Here is a 20168-nt window from a genome sequence, read left to right on the forward strand (position 1 = left end):
CGAAAGCGGTGTGTCATCCAACGTTTATGTTGACTGACACACCGCTTTCGCGAGCAAGCCCGCTCCCACAGGTTGTGTGGCGTTTGGTTTAGAACGCTGAAGGATTTATCCGCGCAAAGCTGTCCACGGTGACATGCCCTGCCAGTTCCCCGCCCTCACGGGCCAATCCGCAAGTGGCCATCCCCGCTGCACGCGCCGCATCCAACTCTTCGACGATGTCCGACAGAAACAGAATTTGCCCCGCCTCGATGTTGATCGCCTGAGTGATGTTGGCGTAGGACTGCGCCTCGCGCTTGGGTCCCGAAGTGGTGTCGAAATAGCCGCTGAACAACGGCGTCAGGTCCCCCGCCTCGGAGCAACCGAAGATCAGCCGCTGGGCCTGGATCGAGCCGGACGAATAAACAAAAAGTTGATAACCGGCCTGATGCCAGTCTTTAAGCGCATCAACGGCGTCCGGGTAAACGTGGCCCTTCAACTGCCCGGCCTGATAGCCCTGCTCCCAGACCATTCCCTGCAACGCTTTCAACGGCGTGGCCTTGCGGTCTTCGGCAATCCAGCCCAACAGGATCTCGATGACCCGTTCGACATCGGCATTCGGCTCGTTGCTGTCGCGACGTACGGCAGCCAGTTGTTCGGCCACGTCGGCACGCTCGGCCTGCTGACGAACAAACTCCGGCAGATGTTTGGCGGCATAGGGAAACAGCACGTCGAACACAAAACTCACCGCGCTGGTGGTGCCTTCGATATCGGTGAGAATCGCTTTGATCGGCATCGACTCAGTCCTCAAGACGCGGGAATTGGCTGGCGATGTCTTCACCGGTGAAATTGGCCACCCAGCCTTCCGGGTTGTTGAACAGGCGGATCGCAATGAAGTGCGGATGCTCGCCCATGTCGAACCAGTGTTTGGTCCCCGCCGGCACCGAGATCAGGTCGTTTTTCTCGCAGAGCACCGCGTAGACGTAATCGTCGATGTGCAGGGTAAACAGGCCGCGCCCGGCGACGAAAAATCGTACTTCGTCTTCGCCATGGCGGTGTTCATTGAGGAATTTGGCGCGCAATTCGGCTTTTTGCGGGTGGTCGCTGTTGAGGCTGATCACGTCGACGGTGATGTAACCGCGTTCGGTCATCAGCTGGTCGATTTGCGCCTGATAGGCCGCAATCACTTCATCCTGGCTGGCGCCCGGCTGGAGCTTGGTGGCGGCTTGCCAGCGGTCGAAGCGCACGCCTTGCTCGGCAAGGGTCGAGGCGATGTCTTCGAAATGGGTCAGCACCTTATTGGGAATTTCAGGGCTGGAGACGTGATAAACGGACAGGCTGCTCATCAGGGCAACTCCTTAACGGTTCATGCTTTACGGTTAAAGAGCGAGCGGGTTTTCAACTCGCACTCGAACAAAAATTCAAAGGCCTCGATCTGCCGCAGGGCATCGCTCATGCGCGCGCCCCAGGTGTAGAGGCCATGACCGCGGATCAGGTAGCCGACGCAATCGGGATGGGCGTCGAGCCAAGGCTGCACCTTGGCGGCCAGGCGCGCAATGTCCTGGTCGTTGTCGAAAATCGGCACGCGCACCCGGGATTCGTGGGTCGTCACACCGCTGAAGGCTTTTTGCAGTTCGTAGTCTTCGAACTCGATGAAGTCTTGCGGCGTCAGGCGCGACAGTACCGTGGCGTTCACCGAATGGGTGTGCAGCACCGCACCGATCTCAGGGCGCCAGCTGTAAAGCTGGGTGTGCAACAGGGTTTCGGCGGACGGCTTCTTGCCCGGCTCCAGGCTGTTGCCTGACAGGTCGGTGGCCAGCACATCGTCCATGCCGAGTTGACCCTTGTGCTTGCCGGAAACGGTCAGCAAGGCTTCGGTCGGCGACAGGCGGGTCGAGTAATTGCTGCTGGTGGCCGGCGACCAGCCGCGGCCATACAGAAAACGCCCGGCGTCGATGATTTCCTGGGCGAGGTGTTCACGGGTAAGGCTCATGGCCTGTCCTCTTGCATACGTGTGGCAATGATAACGGCAGCCGCGAGGGCTGCGAGACTGGCAATACTAAAGGTCCATGCCGCGCCGAGGGCGTTCCAGCTATAGCCGGAATACAACGCACCCAATGCACCGCCGGTGCCGGCCAGGGCAGCGTACAACGCCTGGCCCTGCCCTTGCTGGCGTGCGCCGAAGCTACGTTGCACGAATGAAATGGCAGCGGCATGAAAGCTGCCGAACGTCGCCGCGTGCAACACCTGGGCAAACAACAGCACCCACAGAAACTCCGCGAGCGAGCCCAGCAATAGCCAACGCAGCGCCGCCAGCAGAAAACTGGCCATCAGTACCCGACGCAACGAGAAGCGCGCGAGGATCCTGCTCATGGCCATGAACATCAAGACTTCAGCCACCACGCCGACCGCCCAGAGCATGCCGATCACACCGCGGCTGTAGCCCAGTCGCTCAAGGTGCAGCGTTAAAAATGTGTAATACGGTCCGTGGCTCATCTGCATCAGCGCCACGCATGCGTAAAACGCCAATACGCCGGGGCTGCGCAGTTGCTTGAGGAATCCTTCCCCCGTCACCCGGTTGCCTGGCGCCGGTTGAGCGTTCGGTACCCACAGGCTGCTGAGCACGATGCCGGCCAGGATCAGTACCAGCGCCGCCGGGTAGATGTCGAGGCTCAACCATTCGAACAGTCGCCCCAGCACGACCACGGTGATGATGAAACCGATCGAGCCCCACAGGCGAATCTGGCTGTAGCGCGAGGTCTGCCCTTGCAAGTGCGCCAGGGTGATGACTTCGAACTGCGGCAACACCGCGTGCCAGAAGAACGCATGCAAGGCCATGACCATCGCCAGCCAGGCGTAGGTCTTGCTGACGAAAATCAGCGAGAACGTCAGCAACGTGCACACCGCGCCGAAGCGCACGATGGCCAGCCGTCGGCCGGTGTAGTCGCCCAGCCAGCCCCAGATGTTCGGCGCCACGCAACGCATCAGCATCGGGATCGCCACCAGTTCGCCGATGCGCGCGGCGCTGAATCCGAGGTGATCGAAGTACAGCGCCAGAAACGGCGCTGTCGAACCGAGCAAGGCGAAATAGAACAGATAGAAACTGGAGAGCCGCCAGTACGGGAGCGCCGCCACGCCGGTCAAACCGCAGCGGCTGCGAGGTCAGCCATTAAAGCTGACCCAGCACCGGCGTGCTCACCCGCACATCGGCGTTCTGCCCACGGTGACGCAGCAGGTGATCCATCAGCACGATGGCCATCATCGCTTCGGCAATCGGCGTGGCGCGGATGCCGACGCACGGGTCGTGACGACCCTTGGTGATCACTTCCACCGGGTTGCCATGAATGTCGATGGAACGGCCCGGCGTGGTGATGCTAGATGTCGGTTTCAGCGCCAGGTGCGCAACGATTGGCTGGCCCGAGGAAATACCGCCGAGAATGCCGCCCGCGTTGTTGCTGAGGAAACCTTCCGGGGTCATTTCATCGCGATGCTCGGTGCCACGCTGGGCAACGCTGGCGAAACCGGCGCCGATTTCCACGCCCTTGACCGCGTTGATGCTCATCAGTGCATGGGCCAGTTCGGCGTCGAGACGGTCGAAGATCGGCTCGCCCAGGCCTGGCATCACGCCTTCGGCGACCACGGTGATTTTCGCGCCGACCGAATCCTGGTCGCGGCGCAACTGGTCCATGTAGGCTTCCAGTTCCGGCACCTTGTCCGGGTCCGGGCTGAAGAAGGCGTTCTGCTCCACCGAGTCCCAGGTCTTGAACGGGATTTCAATCGGCCCGAGCTGGCTCATGTAGCCACGAATAACGATGCCCTGGCTGGCCAGGTATTTTTTCGCAATCGCACCGGCCGCGACGCGCATCGCGGTTTCGCGGGCCGAGCTGCGACCGCCGCCGCGATAATCGCGCTCACCGTACTTGTGGTGGTAGGTGTAGTCGGCGTGGGCCGGGCGGAACAGATCCTTGATCGCCGAGTAGTCCTTGGACTTCTGGTCGGTGTTGCGGATCAACAGGCCAATGGCGCAACCCGTGGTGCGACCTTCGAACACACCGGAGAGGATTTCGACTTCGTCGGCTTCCTGGCGCTGGGTGGTGTGGCGGCTGGTGCCGGGTTTGCGGCGGTCCAGGTCACGCTGCAGATCCTCCAGGGATATCTCCAGGCCCGGCGGGCAGCCATCGACAATGGCGACCAACGCCGGACCATGGCTTTCGCCCGCGGTGGTGACAGTGAACAGCTTGCCGTAGGTATTGCCGGACATGCAGGACGCTCCGTGAAATGAACCTGAATACGTAATGCGCGCCAGTATACGCAGGCTACCCAAGTAGTTCATCCTCGAACCTTATGGGTGCCTGTGAGTCCAACCGGCATCTTATTGATGATGGCGCGATGATGTTGCGAGTTCTAGCCTTGAGCCTTACCCTGATTTCCAACTTCGCCCAGGCGACTGTCCTGCAACGACCGATCACATTGGATACGGGCACTGGCGAGCTTTTCGGCTCGCTGTTACTGCCAAAATCCGACAATCCAGTGCCGGTTGTCCTGATCATTTCCGGCTCCGGTCCTACGGATCGTGACGGAAACAACGCCGATGGCGGGCGCAATGACAGCCTCAAGCGCCTGGCCTGGGTGCTGGCCAAACACAACATTGCCAGCGTGCGTTACGACAAACGTGGCGTGGCCGCGAGCCTGGCGGCGACCCCGGACGAACGCAACTTGACGGTAGAGGCTTATGTGTCCGATGCCCAGGCCTGGGGCCAGAAGCTCAAGACCGATCCGCGCTTCGGCAAACTGATTGTGCTGGGTCACAGCGAAGGCGCCTTGATCGCCAGTCTCGCTGCGCCGGGCATCGATGCCGACGCGGTGATTTCGGTCTCCGGCAGCGCAAGGCCGGTTGATCAGGTCATTCGCCAGCAACTGGGCAATCGCTTGCCGCCACCACTGATGCTGCGCAGCAATGAATTGCTCGACAGCCTCAAGGCCGGGAAACCCGACGACAACGTACCGCCGCCGTTGCAGGCCATTTTCCGTCCGAGCGTGCAGCCGTATCTGATTTCCCTGTTCCGCCAGGACCCGGCCGCGGCGTTTGCGAAGCTGAAGATGCCGGCGCTGATCATCCAGGGCAGCAACGACATCCAGGTCGGCGTCAATGACGCAAGGCTGCTCAAGGCCGCCAAACCGGACGCCGAACTGGCGCTGATCGAGGGCATGAACCACGTCATGCGCATCGTGCCCAACGACGTCAAACGCCAACTGGCTTCCTATAAAGACCCGCAGTTGCCCCTGGCGGCGGAACTGGGCGCGCGAATCCTCGGTTTTATCGACGGACTTCGCACCAGTTAAGCGCTGCAGGGGGCGTTCTCAACCAGTTTTCACGGCGTGAAAATGGTTGAGAACGCCCCCCGCCCTCCAGTCTTGGAAAAAACGGCCGATAAGCCTTTGTCGCCAGCAGATTGGCTGGCGACAAGCTGAGCTTGGACAGGATCTCGCCGTTATGACTGACACCCAGACTTCACCCGACACCACCGCTGAAAAAGACGCACCGCCAGCGGTCGAGCTGCCCTGGGCGGACGTCCACGTCGAGCACCACAAGATGCTCCGTCTGGCGCCGCTGCAGACTGACCGCAACACGGGCGGACGCCCATTGCGTTTTGTCGAGTTCGGCTATGCCGAGCGCAACGACAAGGAACGCAGCCTGATGCGCATGAGCATCACCCTGCCCGGCCAGCGTGTGCGCAAGGAACAGAATCATCTGGACGTGTGGGTCGATCACACCGAAAAGCGCGCGAATTTCGGCCCGGAAAGCGGTTTGCAGGTTGAACCGCTGAACCGTGGCATTGGTCGATTCATGGCGGCCCAGGGCATCAACTGGGCGAAGAAGCGCTGGCCGACCTACACCGTCGACGGCTTTGACCTGAGCAACAAGGAAGCGCTGAACGAAGACACCCGCCTGCGCCGCGATCATTTTTTACGCGTGCATGGTTTCGACGTGGTATATGCCGATGCCCAGCATTTGAAAGGCAGCGTCAAGCCGGTCAAGGTCGGCGACCTTGCTGGCGACTGGAACAGCGAAAAACTGCAGGTCGTGGAAATTCTCGAGGCGGCGCAGATGCTCCAGCAAGCCGAGCAGAACCTGGCCGAGCAGGAAGTCAAACTCAAGAAACACGAAGAGAAAGTCAGCAAGTACAAACGCGAAGACGCCGGGCTGCGTTTCACCATCACCTGCCTGGTGGCATTTGCGGTGTTTCAGGCGGGGTTGCTGATCTGGATTGCCACGCACCGATGAAGGTTTAAGACCGAGTCGCAGCCATTGTAGGAGCGAGCTTGCTCGCGATGGATTTGAGGACGACGCGTTTTTCCAGAAAACACGCATTATCGTTGACGTCCATCGCGAGCAAGCTCGCTCCTACAAGGGTCAGACGCGGGAAGCGAACAACACCTGATGCTCCCGGCACTGCTCCGCGCTCAGCATGAATACGCCATGGCCGCCACGCTCGAACTCCAGCCAGGCGAAGTCGACTTCCGGGTACAACGCCTCGACGTGCACCTGGCTGTTACCCACTTCGACAATCAGCAAACCCTTCTCGGTCAAGTGATCCGCTGCTTCGGCGAGCATGCGGCGCACCAGGTTCAAACCGTCATCGCCGCAGGCCAGGCCCAGTTCCGGTTCGTGCTGGTATTCGTCCGGCATGTCGGCGAAATCTTCCGCATCGACGTAGGGCGGGTTCGACACGATCAGGTCGAAACGTTGTCCCGGCAAGCCCTCGAAACCGTCGCCCTGCACCGTGTACACACGTTCATCGACACCATGGCGCTCGATGTTCTGATTGGCCACTTCCAGCGCTTCGTACGACAGGTCAGCCAACACCACCTCGGCATTCTGGAACTCGTAGGCACAGGCAATGCCGATGCAACCGGAGCCGGTGCACAGGTCAAGAATTCGCGCGGGCTCGGAACCCAGCCAAGGAGTAAAACGATTTTCGATCAACTCGCCAATCGGTGAACGCGGGATCAAAACGCGCTCATCGACAATGAACGACATGCCGCAGAACCAGGCTTCGCCCAGCAGATACGCAGTCGGAACCCGCTCTTCGATACGGCGCTTGAGCAGGTTTTGCAGGTGGACCAGTTCGTCGTCTTCCAGATTGCAGTCGAGGTAGCTGTCGGCGATTTCCCACGGCAGGTGCAGCGCGCCCAACACCAATTGCCGGGCTTCGTCCCAGGCGTTGTCGGTGCCATGGCCGAAAAACAGATCCTCCCCATGGAAGCGGCTGACGGCCCAACGGATATGGTCACGCAGGGTGCGAAGGCGGGAAGTGATCACGACGGCAAACTCCAGAAAAATCGACGGGAGATTCTACCAGTCAAACGACGCCACGACGACGCGGGAAAACTACCGGCTCAAATGTAGGAGTTATCCGTTTTTTCGCTTGGCTATTGAACAAAACGCGACTATTGACAAGGCTACAGGCCAGCAACGACGGCACCTACGATCGTAGCGATTCACAGAACCGCTCAGCCAGAGGACAATGTCGCAAAAGCCCCACTCCAAGGAGCCCCAGAATGTCCGTTCCAAAAACGATGTTTCAACTCAGCGGCCGCGGTTATCCGGCAGCCAAACTGAGTAATGCGACCCTTATCATCATCGATGCCCAGAAAGAGTATTTGAGCGGGCCGCTGGCCCTCAGCGGCATGGATGAGGCCGTCGCGAACATCAAGCAATTGCTCGCCGCGGCCCGTGCCGCTGGCCGGCCGATCGTGCATGTCCGCCACCTCGGCACGCTCGGTGGAATGTTCAACCCGCAAGGCGTCGGTGGTGAGTTCATTCCGGGCCTGGAGCCACAGAACGACGAAACCATCATCGGCAAATTGCTGCCGAGCGCGTTCCACGGTACCGAACTGGCCAAACGCCTGGAGGACCTCGGCGCCCTCGACCTGATCGTCTGCGGTTTCATGAGCCACTCCAGCGTCAGCACCACCGTGCGCGCAGCGAAGAACCTTGGCTTCCGCTGCACACTCATTGAAGACGCCTGTGCCACTCGCGATTTGCCTTACAAGGGCGGCGTCCTGAGCGCCGAGCACGTTCATCAGACCGAAATGGCGATCATGGGCGATAACTTCGCCACCCTCGCCTTGACCCACGAACTGGTCTGATCGGCGCCCAATGAGCGGTCAAAAACGCCGCTCATCCGCAAAAGCCTCTCATTAGCCGTAATTGTCTTAGCCTCAGGAACATCCCGGTCAACTCCCGGTCGAAGGGCCGATACCCATAGAGGAAGGTCGGAATGAAGTTATCCGATGGTTTTGACGCTCGCCGCTTGCGGCCCAAAGGCCAACGTAATTGGCGTTTTCGAATCGGCGCAACGATAGCCGCGTTGCTGGCCATGAGCGGTGTGTTGCTCGCCATGGCCGGTGTTGCCAGCCTGCTCGGTCACGCCCCCGCCCTCGGCGAGATGAACACCAACCGTGCCGGTGCGGCGGTGATCCTGGCGATTGGTCTGGTGGTGCTGTACCTCGGCGTGTGGCTGTGGCGCCGCTGCCGTCGCCGCTCGCGTCAGTCACAAGAACTGAACATGTCCCCGCATCTGATGAAAAAACACGACTGAGACCAAGGTCGAGACCGAACGCCGCGCGTTTTGTCGCGCCCGATTCGCTTCGAGTTGGGTAAACTGGCCGCCCTTCGCGGAGGCTGACATGCAAGACGACGATTTTTCCCTGTTCAAAAGCGCGATCCAAGGCGTCAAGCCGATCAAGCACGATCGCGCCGAAACCGGCAAACCCAAGGCTGACCGCGCGCAGATTGCCAAGCTGCGTCTAGCGGCCACTGTGCGCACCGAATCCACCACCGTTGACGGGCTGTCCGATCAGTTCGTCATCGACGTCGGCCCGGAAGACGAGCTGATGTGGGCACGTGATGGCGTGCAGGAAAGCCAGATGCGCAAGCTCAAGATCGGTCAGATTCCGTTCGAAGGCAGCCTCGACCTGCATGGCATGAACGTGGAAAAGGCCCGGGAAACCCTCTGGGCGTTCCTGGCCGAAGCCACCAAATTCGAAATCCGCTGCGTGCGCGTCACCCATGGCAAGGCTGTACGCCTGGACGGCAAGCGGCCGATGATCAAAAGCCACGTCAACACCTGGCTGCGCCAGCATCCACAGGTGCTCGGCTTCACCTCGTGCCAGGCCAAACATGGCGGTGCCGGCGCGGTTTATGTGATGCTCAAACGCACCATGATGGAAGGTCGCGACGAGTAAAGCTGATGCGCCACGCTTGCAGCGTCGTGTCCGCCACCGTACCCTTGCCCTTTGCGTAAAATCCCACAGGTAGTTTCATGTCCCTGGAACAGAATTACACCGCGATCCTTGGCCAACTGGGCGAGGACGTCTCCCGCGAGGGCCTGCTCGACACGCCCAAGCGTGCCGCCAAAGCCATGCAGTACCTCTGCCGCGGCTATGAACAGACGCTGGAAGAGGTCACCAACGGTGCCCTGTTCAGCTCCGACAACAGCGAAATGGTGCTGGTCAAGGACATCGAGTTGTACTCGTTGTGCGAACACCACCTGCTGCCGTTTATCGGCAAGGCTCACGTCGCCTACATCCCGAGCGGCAAGGTCCTGGGCCTGTCGAAGGTGGCGCGGATCGTCGATATGTACGCCCGTCGCCTGCAGATCCAGGAAAACCTCAGCCGCCAGATCGCCGACGCGGTCCAGCAAGTCACCGGCGCCCTGGGCGTTGCGGTGGTGATCGAGGCCAAGCACATGTGCATGATGATGCGCGGTGTGGAGAAGCAGAATTCGACGATGATCACCTCGGTGATGCTCGGTGAGTTCCGTGAAAACGCCGCGACCCGCAGCGAATTCCTCAGCCTCATCAAGTAATTCGCGGCACGAAGAAAACCGGCATTCATCGCCGGTTTTTTTTCGCCCGTAAAAAATCAGGTAAGCTGCGCGCCCTTCTTCATTTGCACCGTGAGGCTTTCAACGTGTTCGTAAAAGCGCTTCGTGTCGGCCTTGGCCAACTGATCATCTTCATCGACTTCATCACCCGTCCAGGCAAAAAGCAGCGCCCGGCGCAAGCTCAGGCTCAGGTCAACTCGGCTGCCAAGGGCCTGACGCTGTACCAGTTTCACGCCTGCCCGTTCTGCGTGAAGACCCGCCGCACCCTGCGCCGTCTGAACGTGCCGGTGGCGTTGCGCGATGCGAAGAACAACGAGCAGGATCGCCAGACCTTGCTGGAGCAAGGTGGCAAGATCAAGGTGCCGTGCCTGCGCATTGAAGAGAATGGCCAGACCACCTGGATGTATGAATCCAAGGTAATCATCGATTACCTGGACAAGCGTTTTGCGGCAGCCTGATGGTTATGTAGTGCTCTGACGGACGCCTTCGCGAGCAAGCCCGCTCCCACATTAGTGATTTGTGGCGCTCACAAAACCTGTGGGAGCGGGCTTGCCCGCGAAGAGGCCGGCACAGGCACCGCAAACCTCAGACAAAAATAAACCGGCCCATTGGCCGGTTTATTTGTATCTAGGCCGCTTGCGTCGCCTGCGCCTGTCGCACCACCCCCGCCAATCGCTTGAGCCCTTCATCCAGTCGCGCAGGCTCAATGTGGCTGAAGTTCAACCGCAAATACCCCGGATGGTTATCCGGCTCGGGAAAGAACGGTTCGCCCGGCATGAACGCCACGTCGTTGGCCAACGCGGCGTCGAGCAAGGTTCGGGTGTCCTGCGGCTGCTTGAGTTTCAACCAGAAAAACAGCCCGCCCTGCGGCACATTCCAATCTGCCAGATCGGAGAAATGAGTTTCCAGCGCTGCCTGAAACGCATCCCGACGTCCACGGTAAAAGTCGCGTAACTCGCTGCGGTGCTGCTGATATTTCTCGCTTCCAACCCATTGCAACGCCTGCCATTGGCCAACCCGATTGGTGTGCAAATCCGCCGATTGCTTGAGTTTCAACAGATGGGGAAACAGGTCTGGGCTGGCGATCAAGTAGCCGACACGCAAACCTGGCAACAGGGTTTTCGACACGGTGCCGGTGTAGATCCAGCTGGCGTTTTTCAAGCGACTGACAATCGGCGTGGCGCTGCCACCGTCGAAGGTCAGTTCGCGGTAAGGCTCGTCTTCGATCAAAGTGACGCCGAATTCATCGAGCAACGCGGCCACCGCATCGCGCTTGGCTTCGCTGTAACGTACGGCCGATGGATTCTGGAAGGTCGGGATCAGGTAGATGAAGGCCGGGCGGTGCTTTTCCAGGCGCGCGCGCAATTGCGCCAGGTTCGGGCCATCGGCCTCCAGCGGCACGGTCAGGCAATCGGCGCCAAAAAGTTGGAAGATCTGCAACGCCGCCAGATAAGTCGGCGCTTCGAGCAGGATTTCGGTGCCTTTGTCGATGTAGAGCTTGGCGGCCAGATCTAGAGTTTGCTGTGAACCACTGACCACCAGTACCTGGCTTGCCTCACATGCCACGCCCAGCGCCCGGGCCTCTGCCGCCAACACTTCACGCAGCGCCGGCTCGCCTTCGCTCATGCCATATTGGCCAATGGACACCGGCATGTCGGCCCAATCGACCTTGGGCAGCATGGCTTCAGCCGGCAAACCTCCGGCGAACGACATCACTTGCGGCCGCTGAGCGGCGGCAAGGATTTCACGGATCAAAGAACTTTTAAGGCGCGAGACACGTTCGGAAAAAGCCATGGGGATCACCGGTAGCGAGGCACGAGGGAAATGAGTCAAACTTGTTGACCGAAATTACGCCAACTCGAACGGATACGTCAATATGCTTGACCTTAAAAACCCGATCTCCCAGCAGCAAGCCATGGAAGCGTTTTTCTTCGGCTACCAGGCCTTCACCGCCAAGGCCGATGAAATGCTCGAACGTCGTGGCCTGAGCCGGGTGCATCAGCGCATCGTGTTTTTCATCGCCCGTTACCCGAACCTGAGCGTCAAGGAGTTGCTGGCCTTGCTCGGCGTGAGCAAGCAGGCGCTGAACATGCCGTTGCGGCAATTGTTGGAGATGCATCTGGTCGAAAGTATCGCGTCCGAGACTGACAAGCGTAAGCGCTTGCTGGAATTGACTGCTGAAGGCGCACGGTTTGAGCAGGCGTTGAGGCGTGAGCAGGTGAAATTGCTGGAGCGGGTGTTTGCGGAGGCTGGGGAGACGGCGGTGAATGGGTGGTTGGCGGTGAATCTGGCGTTGGGGAAAAACCAGGCACATACCGACTGAATCATTCTGCCTGCTGATTTTGATGCTGGCTGATCCGGCCTCTTCGCGGGCAAGCCCGCTCCCACAGTGATTGATGGTGTCCACAAATCTTGTGACTGACCGATTTTCCTGTGGGAGCGGGCTTGCTCGCGAAGGCGTCAAATCAGGCGATATATTCCTATCGCCAAAAAAATCGTAAACAAAACCAAAAACATTATTTGCATTCTTTGTATACAAAAGCATAATCCACTTCGTGCGAGTTCCTGACCAAGCGGTCAACAAATTCGCAAGTGCCTCAAAGGGCCGCTGCCACCCTCATGGGTCCGGCCCTGGAAATAACAATAAAACTCTTGAGGAGTATTCGCTGTGGAAAGCCGCAAATCCGAAGCATCGACGCTGGAACTCTCGCCGCCATTACGCAATGGCTTGCTGGAACGTCTGTTCAAACTCAGCTTGCACGGCACCACGGTGAAGACCGAGCTGATTGCCGGTCTGACGACCTTCATTACCATGGCTTACATCATCTTCGTTAACCCCAACATCATGGCCGACGCCGGGATCGACCACGGTGCCGCGTTCGTCGCCACCTGCATCGCTGCTGCACTCGGTTGCCTGTTGATGGGTCTGTACGCCAACTGGCCAGTCGGCCTGGCACCGGGCATGGGGCTGAACGCCTTCTTCACCTACACCGTGGTCGGCACCATGGGCTACAACTGGGAAACCGCCCTCGGCGCAGTATTCGTTTCCGGTGTGTTGTTCATGATCCTGACCTTCTCGCGGATCCGCGAATGGTTGCTCAACAGCATTCCGGTCAGCCTGCGCTTCGCCATGGGCGCCGGCGTGGGGTTGTTCCTGGGGCTGATCGGCCTGAAAACCGCGGGTATCGTCGTCGATAGCCCGGCTACCCTGATCAAGCTCGGTTCCCTGCGCGAGCCCGGCCCACTGCTCGCCGCCGTGTGCTTCCTGATGATTGCCATCCTCAGCTATCACAAAGTGTTCGGCGCAATCCTCATCAGCATCATTACCGTGACCCTCGCCGGCTGGGGCCTTGGGCTGGTGCACTACGAGGGCATCATGTCGGCCCCGCCAAGCCTGGCCCCGACCTGGATGGCCATGAACGTCGCTGGTGTGTTCAACGTCAGCATGATCAGCGTGGTCCTGGCGTTCCTCTTCGTGCACATGTTCGACACCGCCGGCACACTGATGGGCGTTGCCCAGCGCGCCAATCTGGTGGGTGCTGACGGCCGGATCGAAAACCTTTCCCGCGCGATGAAAGCTGACAGTGCTTCCAGCGTATTCGGTGCAATAGTCGGCGTTCCGCCAGTGACCAGCTATGTGGAAAGTGCTGCTGGTGTCGCAGCGGGTGGTCGGACTGGTCTTACCGCAGTGACCGTAGGTGTGCTATTTATTGCAGCCATGTTCTTCGCACCGCTGGCCGGGATGATTCCTGCCTATGCCACCGCGGGTGCGTTGATTTATGTAGCAATGTTGATGATGGGCGGCATGGCGCACATCGAGTGGGACGAAGCGACCGACAGCATTCCGGCCATTGTCACCGCGATCATGATGCCCCTGACCTTCTCGGTCGCCGACGGTATCGCGCTGGGCTTCATCACCTACGTGGCGTTGAAGGCCGGCACCGGCAAGTACAAGGAAATTTCCGTAAGCCTGTGGGTGCTCTGCGCGATCTTCATCGCCAAGTTCATCTTCCTGTAAACCTTACGCGGGACCCGCTTGAAAACAGCCTCACCCCGTCGGGTGAGGCTTTTGTGCAAATGGAGGAAAGTGATGAGTCTGGAAACCTGGCTGCTGTTCAGCGGCGCTGCGCTGATAGTGATCCTGATCCCGGGGCCGCTGTCTTTGTTGATGATCAGCAACAGTCTGAATTACGGCCTGCGCCGCTCTTATCCGGCCTTTCTCGGCGGCGTATCGGCCTCGATCTGCCTGCTCAGTGCTTCGGCCCTAGGCCTGGGTGCGTTGTTGCTGGCTTCGGAACAGCTGTTCAGCGCCCTGAAGATTATCGGCGCACTGTATCTGTTCTACCTCGCCTGGCAGAGCTGGCAGCAATCGCGCCAGCCTTCCCACGGTGCTGAAGTGCCGCAAACAGCGCCAGTGCCGCGCTTTCGTGCATTGTTCGGCCGTGCCTTCATGCTCGGCGCCAGCAATCCGAAAGACATTCTGTTCTTCGCCGCTTTCCTGCCGCAGTTCTTGAGTGCAGAGCAACCGTTCCTGCCGCAACTGTTGGTGATGATTGCGACCTGGACCGTGCTCGACCTGCTGTGCAAATTGGCCTACGGCCTCGGCGCCCATGGTGCGGCGCGGTATCTGCGCAGCGGCAAGGGCCAGAGCTGGTTCAACCGGATCAGTGCCGGGTTGTTCAGTGGTGCGGGGGCGGCATCGTTGTTCAGCCGTTAAAAGCTTCGCCGGCAAGCCAGCTCCTACAAGGGCGTCCATAACCTGTAGGAGCTGGCTTGCCAGCGAAGGCGTCAGACCACCCCCCCTTTCTCCAGGGCGAAAAAAAGCCCGCAGTGTGAGCGGGCGAAAGACCAAAGAAGCTATATGCGCAGTCGCTTCCAGGGTGCAGCAGCTGCTTGGGGGATCAGCTGCCGCGATAGGTGGAGTAGCTGTAAGGCGAAATCAACAACGGCACATGGTAGTGATCCTGTTCGGCAGAGATGCCGAAACGCAGCACCACGACATCCAGAAACGCCGGTTCAGGCAGCTTTACACCACGGGCGCGGTAGTAATCGCCGGCATGAAACTGAACCTGATAGACCCCGGTGCGGTAGTCATCGCCTTGCAGCAACGGTGCATCGACACGGCCATCGCTGTTGGTTATCGCGCTGGCGACCAATTCCAGGTGCGATCCTTCAACGCGGTACAACTCGACCTTGATCGAGCTGCCCGGGCAACCGTGTGCTGCGTCCAAAACGTGTGTAGTCAAACGTCCCATTGATTCTGCGCGCCTGCCTGCGTAGAGCAGTCAGACTGCGCGCCTCCCGAAGTCAGTTGAAAAGGAGACCGCACCGATTCGGAGCACGAAAAGCTGCGGCGAGCGACTGATTAAGACACTTTCTAAAAAAATTGTACACAATAAAAACGACATTTTTCGCATTCCCCCCGCCACCTGCACATTTGCTGTCGATTTCCCGCCAAACCGCACAGCCAATGAAACCTCCAACCAATAACTGACCAGTCAGGCAGATTTCTTGCAGGCACACGCCAATAGCAGTAAAAGATGACAGTCGGTGAAAAATGCGAAAAATCAGGCTTACAAAGTGAATATAAAGTTGTATACAATCAGCCCATCGCTGTGACGCAAGCCTGCCATCCAATTTTCAGCTGCGTCACACCAACCGTCATCATCGAACAAGAAGGAAGCCTGCAGTGAGCGCTGACTACCCACGCGACCTGGTCGGTTACGGCAGTAACCCTCCTCACCCACACTGGCCGGGCAATGCCCGCATTGCCCTGTCGTTCGTACTCAATTACGAAGAAGGCGGCGAGCGCAACATCCTGCACGGCGACAAAGAGTCCGAAGCGTTCCTCTCGGAAATGGTTTCTGCCCAGCCGCTGCAAGGCGCGCGCAATATGAGCATGGAATCCCTTTACGAGTATGGCAGCCGTGCCGGCGTCTGGCGGATCCTGAAACTGTTCAAGGAATTCGACATTCCGCTGACCATCTTCGCCGTGGCCATGGCCGCCCAGCGTCACCCGGACGTGATCCGTGCCATGGTCGATGCCGGCCACGAGATCTGCAGCCACGGCTATCGCTGGATCGACTACCAGTACATGGATGAAACCCAGGAACGCGAGCACATGCTCGAAGCGATCCGCATCCTCACCGAAATCACCGGTGAACGCCCACTGGGCTGGTACACCGGCCGCACCGGCCCGAACACCCGTCGCCTGGTGATGGAAGAAGGCGGTTTCCTCTACGACTGCGACACCTATGACGACGACCTGCCCTACTGGGAACCGAACAACCCGACCGGCAAGCCGCACCTGGTGATCCCGTACACCCTAGACACCAACGACATGCGCTTCACCCAGGTCCAGGGTTTCAACAAGGGCGACGATTTCTTCGAGTACCTCAAGGATGCGTTCGACGTGCTCTACGCCGAAGGCGCCGATGCACCGAAGATGCTGTCGATCGGCCTGCACTGCCGCCTGATCGGCCGTCCGGCGCGTCTGGCCTCGCTCAAGCGCTTTATCGAATACGCTAAAAGTCATGAACAGGTGTGGTTCAGCCGTCGCGTCGACATCGCGCGTCACTGGCAGGAAACCCACCCGTACCAAGGGGCCGCGAAATGAGCGCCTTTCAAACATTGAAACCGTCGACATTGAGCCGCGACGCTTTCGTCGCCGCTTTCGCCGACATCTACGAACATTCGCCATGGGTGGCCGAGAAGGCCTTCGACCTGGGCCAGGACGCTTCGATCGACCAGATCGAAACCCTGCACCAGCGCATGAGCGACATCCTGTTGAGTGCTGATCACGAAAGCCAACTGGCCCTGATCAACGCTCACCCGGACCTGGCCGGCAAAGCCGCCGTCCAGGGCCAGCTTACCGCAGCCAGCACTGAAGAACAGTCTGGCGCGGGTATTCACCAATGCACGGCCGAAGAGTTTTCTCGCTTCACCGAGCTGAACGACGCCTACAAAGCCAAGTTCAAGTTTCCCTTCATCATGGCGGTAAAAGGCAGCAACCGGCATCAGATCCTCGCAGCGTTCGAAACGCGCATCCACAACCCGGTCGACACCGAATTCAAATGCGCGCTGGCGGAGATCAACAAGATCGCCCTGTTCCGATTACTGACCCTATAGCAAGCCTGGCCCCGAGATTTCATGAACGCCGAAATCAACCAGGGCCTCGCAAGCATCCCAAGCCACTTATTTAAAGGCAGACAAGAAGAATGAAAGCTTACGCCGTACCTTTCGAGAAGTTCGTCAACCTGGCCGATGCCCGCCTGGGCACCAAAATCATCTCGGTCACCGATGACTGGTTCGCAGACGCCAACCGTCTGTTCCAACCGACCCCGGCCGTATGGAAGGAGGGCGTGTTCGATGACAACGGCAAGTGGATGGACGGCTGGGAATCGCGCCGCAAGCGCTTCGAAGGCTTCGACAGCGCCGTGATCCGCCTGGGCGTACCGGGTTCGATCAAGGGCGTCGACATCGACACTTCATTCTTCACCGGCAACTTCCCGCCGTCGGCGTCCCTGGAAGCCTGCTTCCTGGCCGCAGGCGAGCCGGACGAAAACACCCAGTGGGTTGAAGTACTGTCCGCCGTCGAGCTGCAAGGCAACAGCCACCACTACCACGAAATCAACAACGACCAGGCGTTCAGCCACCTGCGCTTCAACATCTACCCGGATGGCGGCGTGGCCCGTCTGCGCGTGTATGGCGTGCCATTCCGCGACTGGTCGGCTATCGGCGACAACGAACAGGTCGACCTGGCCGCAGCCCTCAACGGTGGCCGCGCCCTCGCCTGTTCCGACGAACACTTCGGTCGCATGAGCAACATCCTCAACCCGGGCCGTGGCATCAACATGGGCGACGGCTGGGAAACCGCGCGTCGTCGTACTCCGGGCAATGACTGGGTCATCGTCGCGCTGGGGCATGCCGGCGAAGTCGAGAAAGTCATCGTCGACACCCTGCACTTCAAGGGCAACTACCCGGACAGCTGCTCGATCCAGGGCGCCTTCGTGAAGGGCGGTACCGACAGCCAGATCGAAACCCAGTCGCTGTTCTGGCGCGAACTGCTGCCAAGCCAGAAGCTGGAAATGCACGCCGAACACACCTTCGCCGAGCAGATCAAGGCGCTGGGCCCGATCACCCACATCCGCCTGAACGTGTTCCCGGATGGTGGTGTGAGCCGCCTGCGCGTTTTGGGCAAGGTCGCGAAGTAATGCTGAGCCTGTAGGAGCGAGCTTGCTCGCGAAAAACTCAAGGACACCGCGTTCATCCTGGATACACGCGTTATCGTTGACGACCATCGCGAGCAAGCTCGCTCCTACAAAGAATCATCCACACCTGAACAAATTAAGAAGAACAGCATGCGCACATTAACGATTGAACCGCTGACCAAAGAAGCCTTCGCCCCTTTCGGTGACGTGATCGAAACCGACGGCAGCGATCACTTCATGATCAACAACGGTTCGACCATGCGCTTCCATAAACTGGCGACGGTCGAAACCGCTACGCCAGAGGACAAGGCGATCATCAGCATCTTCCGCGCCGACGCGCAGGACATGCCGCTGACCGTCAGCATGCTGGAGCGTCATCCGCTGGGCAGCCAGGCTTTCATTCCGCTGCTCGGCAACCCCTTTCTGATCGTGGTCGCGCCACTTGGCGATGAACCTGTATCAGGCTTGGTCCGCGCCTTCGTCACCAACGGCAGGCAGGGCATTAATTACCATCGCGGCGTCTGGCACCACCCGGTGCTGACGATCGAAAAGCGGGATGACTTCCTGGTGGTTGATCGCAGTGGCACAGGCAATAACTGCGATGAGCATTTTTTCAAAGAGGATGAGCGTTTGATCCTCGCCCCCCACCAATAAGAGAAGGTCTGATCACTCGACAACAAGAGTGACAGGCGAGAGGTAAAGACTGTGGAAGCACATCTGTTGGAATGGCTGAACCTGAGCGTGCGCTGGGTTCACATGATTACTGGCGTGGCCTGGATCGGTGCGTCGTTCTACTTCGTCTGGCTGGAAAACAACCTCAATCGGGTCAACCCGAAAAGCGGTCTGGCCGGCGATTTGTGGGCGATCCACGGCGGCGGTATCTACCACCTGGAAAAATACAAACTGGCTCCACCGACCATGCCGGACAACCTGCACTGGTTCAAATGGGAAGCCTACTTCACCTGGATGTCGGGTATCGCGCTGCTGTGCGTGGTGTTCTACTCCAACCCGACGCTCTACCTGCTGGCTCCGGGCAGCACCCTGAGCGGTCCTGAAGGCGTGGCCATCGGTCTCGGCTCGCTGTTCATCGGCTGGTTCGTCTACTCCTTCCTGTGCGACTCGGCCCTGGGCAAACGCCCTGCCCTGCTAGGCTTCATCCTGTTCGTACTGATCATCGGCGCGGCCTACGGCTTCAGCAAAGTGTTCAGCGGTCGGGGTGCGTACCTGCACGTCGGCGCGATCATCGGCACCATCATGGTCGGCAACGTGTTCCGCATCATCATGCCGGCGCAACGTGCACTGGTGGCGGCGATTGCCGAGAACCGCACGCCGGATCCGGCGCTGCCGGCCAAAGGCCTGCTGCGTTCGCGTCACAACAACTACTTCACCTTGCCGGTGCTGTTCATCATGATCAGCAACCACTTCCCGAGCACCTACGGCAGCCAGTACAACTGGTTGATCCTGGCCGGGATCGCGGTACTGGCGGTGTTGGTGCGTCACTACTTCAACACCCGTCATGACAGCCACAAGTTTGCCTGGACTCTTCCAGTCGCAGCCGTCGGCATGATCAGTCTGGCTTACGTCACCGGCCCTGCGCCGTTGAACAGCCCGGAAGTGGCCAAGGCGCCAGCGAAGATCGAATACCAGCCGCTGCCGGAAACGGCGCTGGGTGGTGGTTTGAAACCCGCTGAAGCCAAACCTGCAGAAGCGCCTGCCGCCGCCCCGGCGCAAGCGTCCAACGCCGGCCCTGGCTTTGACAAAGTGCACAGCGTGATTCAGGAACGTTGCGCGGTTTGCCATTCGGCCAAGCCAACCAGCCCGCTGTTCAGTGCGGCCCCTGCCGGTGTGATGTTCGATACCCCCGAGCAGATCCGCCAGAACGCAGCACGGATCCAGGCGCAAGCCGTCACCAGTCAGATCATGCCACTGGGCAACATCACCCAGATGACCCAGCAGGAACGTGACTTGATCGGTGCCTGGATTGTGCAGGGTGCCCCGACCAATTAATCGTTGAAAAGCTTCGCTGGCAAGCCAGCTCCTACGGGTCATGCGAAACCCTGTAGGACTTGGCTTGCCAGCGAATGGCCGC

At 59.5% G+C, this 20168-nt stretch carries 24 protein-coding genes; 16 read left to right on the plus strand and 8 right to left on the minus strand.

Features of this window, described 5'->3' with window-relative positions; translation table 11 throughout:
- Positions 1 to 88: 88 nt before the first annotated feature.
- From mtnC to aroC, 5 genes are read right to left on the minus strand one after another with little or no spacing between them, the layout of a single operon-like run.
- Positions 89 to 772 carry an acireductone synthase gene (mtnC, locus tag AC07XF_RS22520; RefSeq protein WP_495028232.1) on the minus strand — a complete coding sequence of 228 codons (684 nt, stop codon included), beginning with the start codon at positions 770 to 772 and terminating at the stop codon, positions 89 to 91.
- A gap of 4 nt (positions 773 to 776) precedes the next feature.
- Positions 777 to 1322, minus strand: a complete 546-nt coding sequence (locus tag AC07XF_RS22525; RefSeq protein WP_007988110.1) for a 1,2-dihydroxy-3-keto-5-methylthiopentene dioxygenase — start codon at positions 1320 to 1322, stop codon at positions 777 to 779.
- A 20-nt stretch (positions 1323 to 1342) separates the two neighbouring features.
- Positions 1343 to 1969 carry a methylthioribulose 1-phosphate dehydratase gene (locus tag AC07XF_RS22530; RefSeq protein ID WP_495028233.1) on the minus strand — a complete coding sequence of 209 codons (627 nt, stop codon included), beginning with the start codon at positions 1967 to 1969 and terminating at the stop codon, positions 1343 to 1345.
- Positions 1966 to 3111 (minus strand): MFS transporter, encoded by a 1146-nt coding sequence (locus AC07XF_RS22535; protein ID WP_495028234.1) that lies wholly within the window; start codon positions 3109 to 3111, stop codon positions 1966 to 1968. Before AC07XF_RS22535 ends, AC07XF_RS22530 begins: the two co-directional genes overlap by 4 nt.
- A gap of 34 nt (positions 3112 to 3145) precedes the next feature.
- Positions 3146 to 4237 carry a chorismate synthase gene (gene aroC / locus AC07XF_RS22540; protein WP_057715749.1) on the minus strand — a complete coding sequence of 364 codons (1092 nt, stop codon included), beginning with the start codon at positions 4235 to 4237 and terminating at the stop codon, positions 3146 to 3148.
- Between the two features lie 83 nt (positions 4238 to 4320).
- Between aroC and AC07XF_RS22545 the strand changes: the two genes are divergently transcribed.
- Both AC07XF_RS22545 and AC07XF_RS22550 read left to right on the plus strand, forming a co-directional pair.
- Positions 4321 to 5319 (plus strand): alpha/beta hydrolase, encoded by a 999-nt coding sequence (locus tag AC07XF_RS22545; RefSeq protein WP_495028235.1) that lies wholly within the window; start codon positions 4321 to 4323, stop codon positions 5317 to 5319.
- A 151-nt stretch (positions 5320 to 5470) separates the two neighbouring features.
- Positions 5471 to 6262 (plus strand): hypothetical protein, encoded by a 792-nt coding sequence (locus AC07XF_RS22550; RefSeq protein ID WP_495028236.1) that lies wholly within the window; start codon positions 5471 to 5473, stop codon positions 6260 to 6262.
- Positions 6263 to 6391: 129 nt separating this feature from the next.
- Here the strand turns inward: AC07XF_RS22550 and prmB are convergent, their stop codons facing one another.
- A complete protein-coding gene (prmB, locus tag AC07XF_RS22555; protein ID WP_495028237.1) occupies positions 6392 to 7300 on the minus strand; it encodes a 50S ribosomal protein L3 N(5)-glutamine methyltransferase in 909 nt (302 codons plus the stop codon).
- A gap of 239 nt (positions 7301 to 7539) precedes the next feature.
- Here prmB and AC07XF_RS22560 point away from each other — a divergent pair, with 239 nt between their 5' ends.
- From AC07XF_RS22560 to AC07XF_RS22580, 5 genes are all read left to right on the plus strand, one after another.
- Entirely contained in the window at positions 7540 to 8130 is a 591-nt protein-coding gene (locus AC07XF_RS22560) for a cysteine hydrolase family protein (RefSeq protein WP_495028238.1), read from the plus strand.
- Between the two features lie 131 nt (positions 8131 to 8261).
- Positions 8262 to 8582: a hypothetical protein gene (locus AC07XF_RS22565; RefSeq protein ID WP_007988126.1), complete on the plus strand. Its 321-nt coding sequence runs from the start codon at positions 8262 to 8264 to the stop codon at positions 8580 to 8582.
- 88 nt (positions 8583 to 8670) lie between these two features.
- Positions 8671 to 9228, plus strand: a complete 558-nt coding sequence (locus AC07XF_RS22570) for a Smr/MutS family protein (protein ID WP_495028239.1) — start codon at positions 8671 to 8673, stop codon at positions 9226 to 9228.
- A gap of 77 nt (positions 9229 to 9305) precedes the next feature.
- Positions 9306 to 9851, plus strand: a complete 546-nt coding sequence (gene folE, locus AC07XF_RS22575; protein ID WP_007988130.1) for a GTP cyclohydrolase I FolE — start codon at positions 9306 to 9308, stop codon at positions 9849 to 9851.
- A gap of 104 nt (positions 9852 to 9955) precedes the next feature.
- Positions 9956 to 10327 carry a glutathione S-transferase N-terminal domain-containing protein gene (locus AC07XF_RS22580; protein WP_495028240.1) on the plus strand — a complete coding sequence of 124 codons (372 nt, stop codon included), beginning with the start codon at positions 9956 to 9958 and terminating at the stop codon, positions 10325 to 10327.
- 169 nt (positions 10328 to 10496) lie between these two features.
- Here AC07XF_RS22580 and AC07XF_RS22585 read toward each other — a convergent pair whose 3' ends face one another.
- Entirely contained in the window at positions 10497 to 11663 is a 1167-nt protein-coding gene (locus AC07XF_RS22585) for an aminotransferase-like domain-containing protein (protein WP_495028241.1), read from the minus strand.
- 82 nt (positions 11664 to 11745) lie between these two features.
- Here AC07XF_RS22585 and AC07XF_RS22590 point away from each other — a divergent pair, with 82 nt between their 5' ends.
- From AC07XF_RS22590 to AC07XF_RS22600, 3 genes are all read left to right on the plus strand, one after another.
- Positions 11746 to 12192: a MarR family winged helix-turn-helix transcriptional regulator gene (locus tag AC07XF_RS22590; protein WP_495028242.1), complete on the plus strand. Its 447-nt coding sequence runs from the start codon at positions 11746 to 11748 to the stop codon at positions 12190 to 12192.
- A gap of 345 nt (positions 12193 to 12537) precedes the next feature.
- A complete protein-coding gene (locus tag AC07XF_RS22595) occupies positions 12538 to 13887 on the plus strand; it encodes an NCS2 family permease (RefSeq protein WP_495028243.1) in 1350 nt (449 codons plus the stop codon).
- A gap of 72 nt (positions 13888 to 13959) precedes the next feature.
- Positions 13960 to 14586 (plus strand): LysE family translocator, encoded by a 627-nt coding sequence (locus AC07XF_RS22600; RefSeq protein WP_495028244.1) that lies wholly within the window; start codon positions 13960 to 13962, stop codon positions 14584 to 14586.
- Positions 14587 to 14770: 184 nt separating this feature from the next.
- Here AC07XF_RS22600 and uraH read toward each other — a convergent pair whose 3' ends face one another.
- A complete protein-coding gene (uraH, locus tag AC07XF_RS22605; protein ID WP_007974925.1) occupies positions 14771 to 15124 on the minus strand; it encodes a hydroxyisourate hydrolase in 354 nt (117 codons plus the stop codon).
- Positions 15125 to 15409: 285 nt separating this feature from the next.
- On the opposite strand from uraH, the gene AC07XF_RS22610 reads away from it, so the two are divergent.
- The 6 genes from AC07XF_RS22610 to AC07XF_RS22635 all read left to right on the plus strand — a co-directional run bounded on the left by AC07XF_RS22610 (position 15410) and on the right by AC07XF_RS22635 (position 20086).
- Positions 15410 to 15562, plus strand: coding sequence for a hypothetical protein (locus AC07XF_RS22610; RefSeq protein WP_157221333.1), 153 nt, complete (start codon positions 15410 to 15412; stop codon positions 15560 to 15562).
- Positions 15559 to 16485, plus strand: a complete 927-nt coding sequence (puuE, locus tag AC07XF_RS22615; RefSeq protein ID WP_495028245.1) for an allantoinase PuuE — start codon at positions 15559 to 15561, stop codon at positions 16483 to 16485. The genes AC07XF_RS22610 and puuE overlap by 4 nt, the downstream gene beginning before the upstream one ends.
- Positions 16482 to 16997 carry a 2-oxo-4-hydroxy-4-carboxy-5-ureidoimidazoline decarboxylase gene (uraD, locus tag AC07XF_RS22620; protein ID WP_495028246.1) on the plus strand — a complete coding sequence of 172 codons (516 nt, stop codon included), beginning with the start codon at positions 16482 to 16484 and terminating at the stop codon, positions 16995 to 16997. The genes puuE and uraD overlap by 4 nt, the downstream gene beginning before the upstream one ends.
- Before the next feature lie 89 nt (positions 16998 to 17086).
- Positions 17087 to 18082: an allantoicase gene (gene alc, locus AC07XF_RS22625; protein WP_495028247.1), complete on the plus strand. Its 996-nt coding sequence runs from the start codon at positions 17087 to 17089 to the stop codon at positions 18080 to 18082.
- Between the two features lie 147 nt (positions 18083 to 18229).
- On the plus strand, positions 18230 to 18733 hold the full coding sequence (locus tag AC07XF_RS22630) for an ureidoglycolate lyase (protein WP_007988150.1): 504 nt from the start codon (positions 18230 to 18232) through the stop codon (positions 18731 to 18733).
- 51 nt (positions 18734 to 18784) lie between these two features.
- Positions 18785 to 20086, plus strand: a complete 1302-nt coding sequence (locus AC07XF_RS22635) for a urate hydroxylase PuuD (protein WP_495028248.1) — start codon at positions 18785 to 18787, stop codon at positions 20084 to 20086.
- Positions 20087 to 20168 lie beyond the last annotated feature (82 nt).

Source organism: Pseudomonas sp. GW821-FHT01C01 (assembly GCF_059422645.1).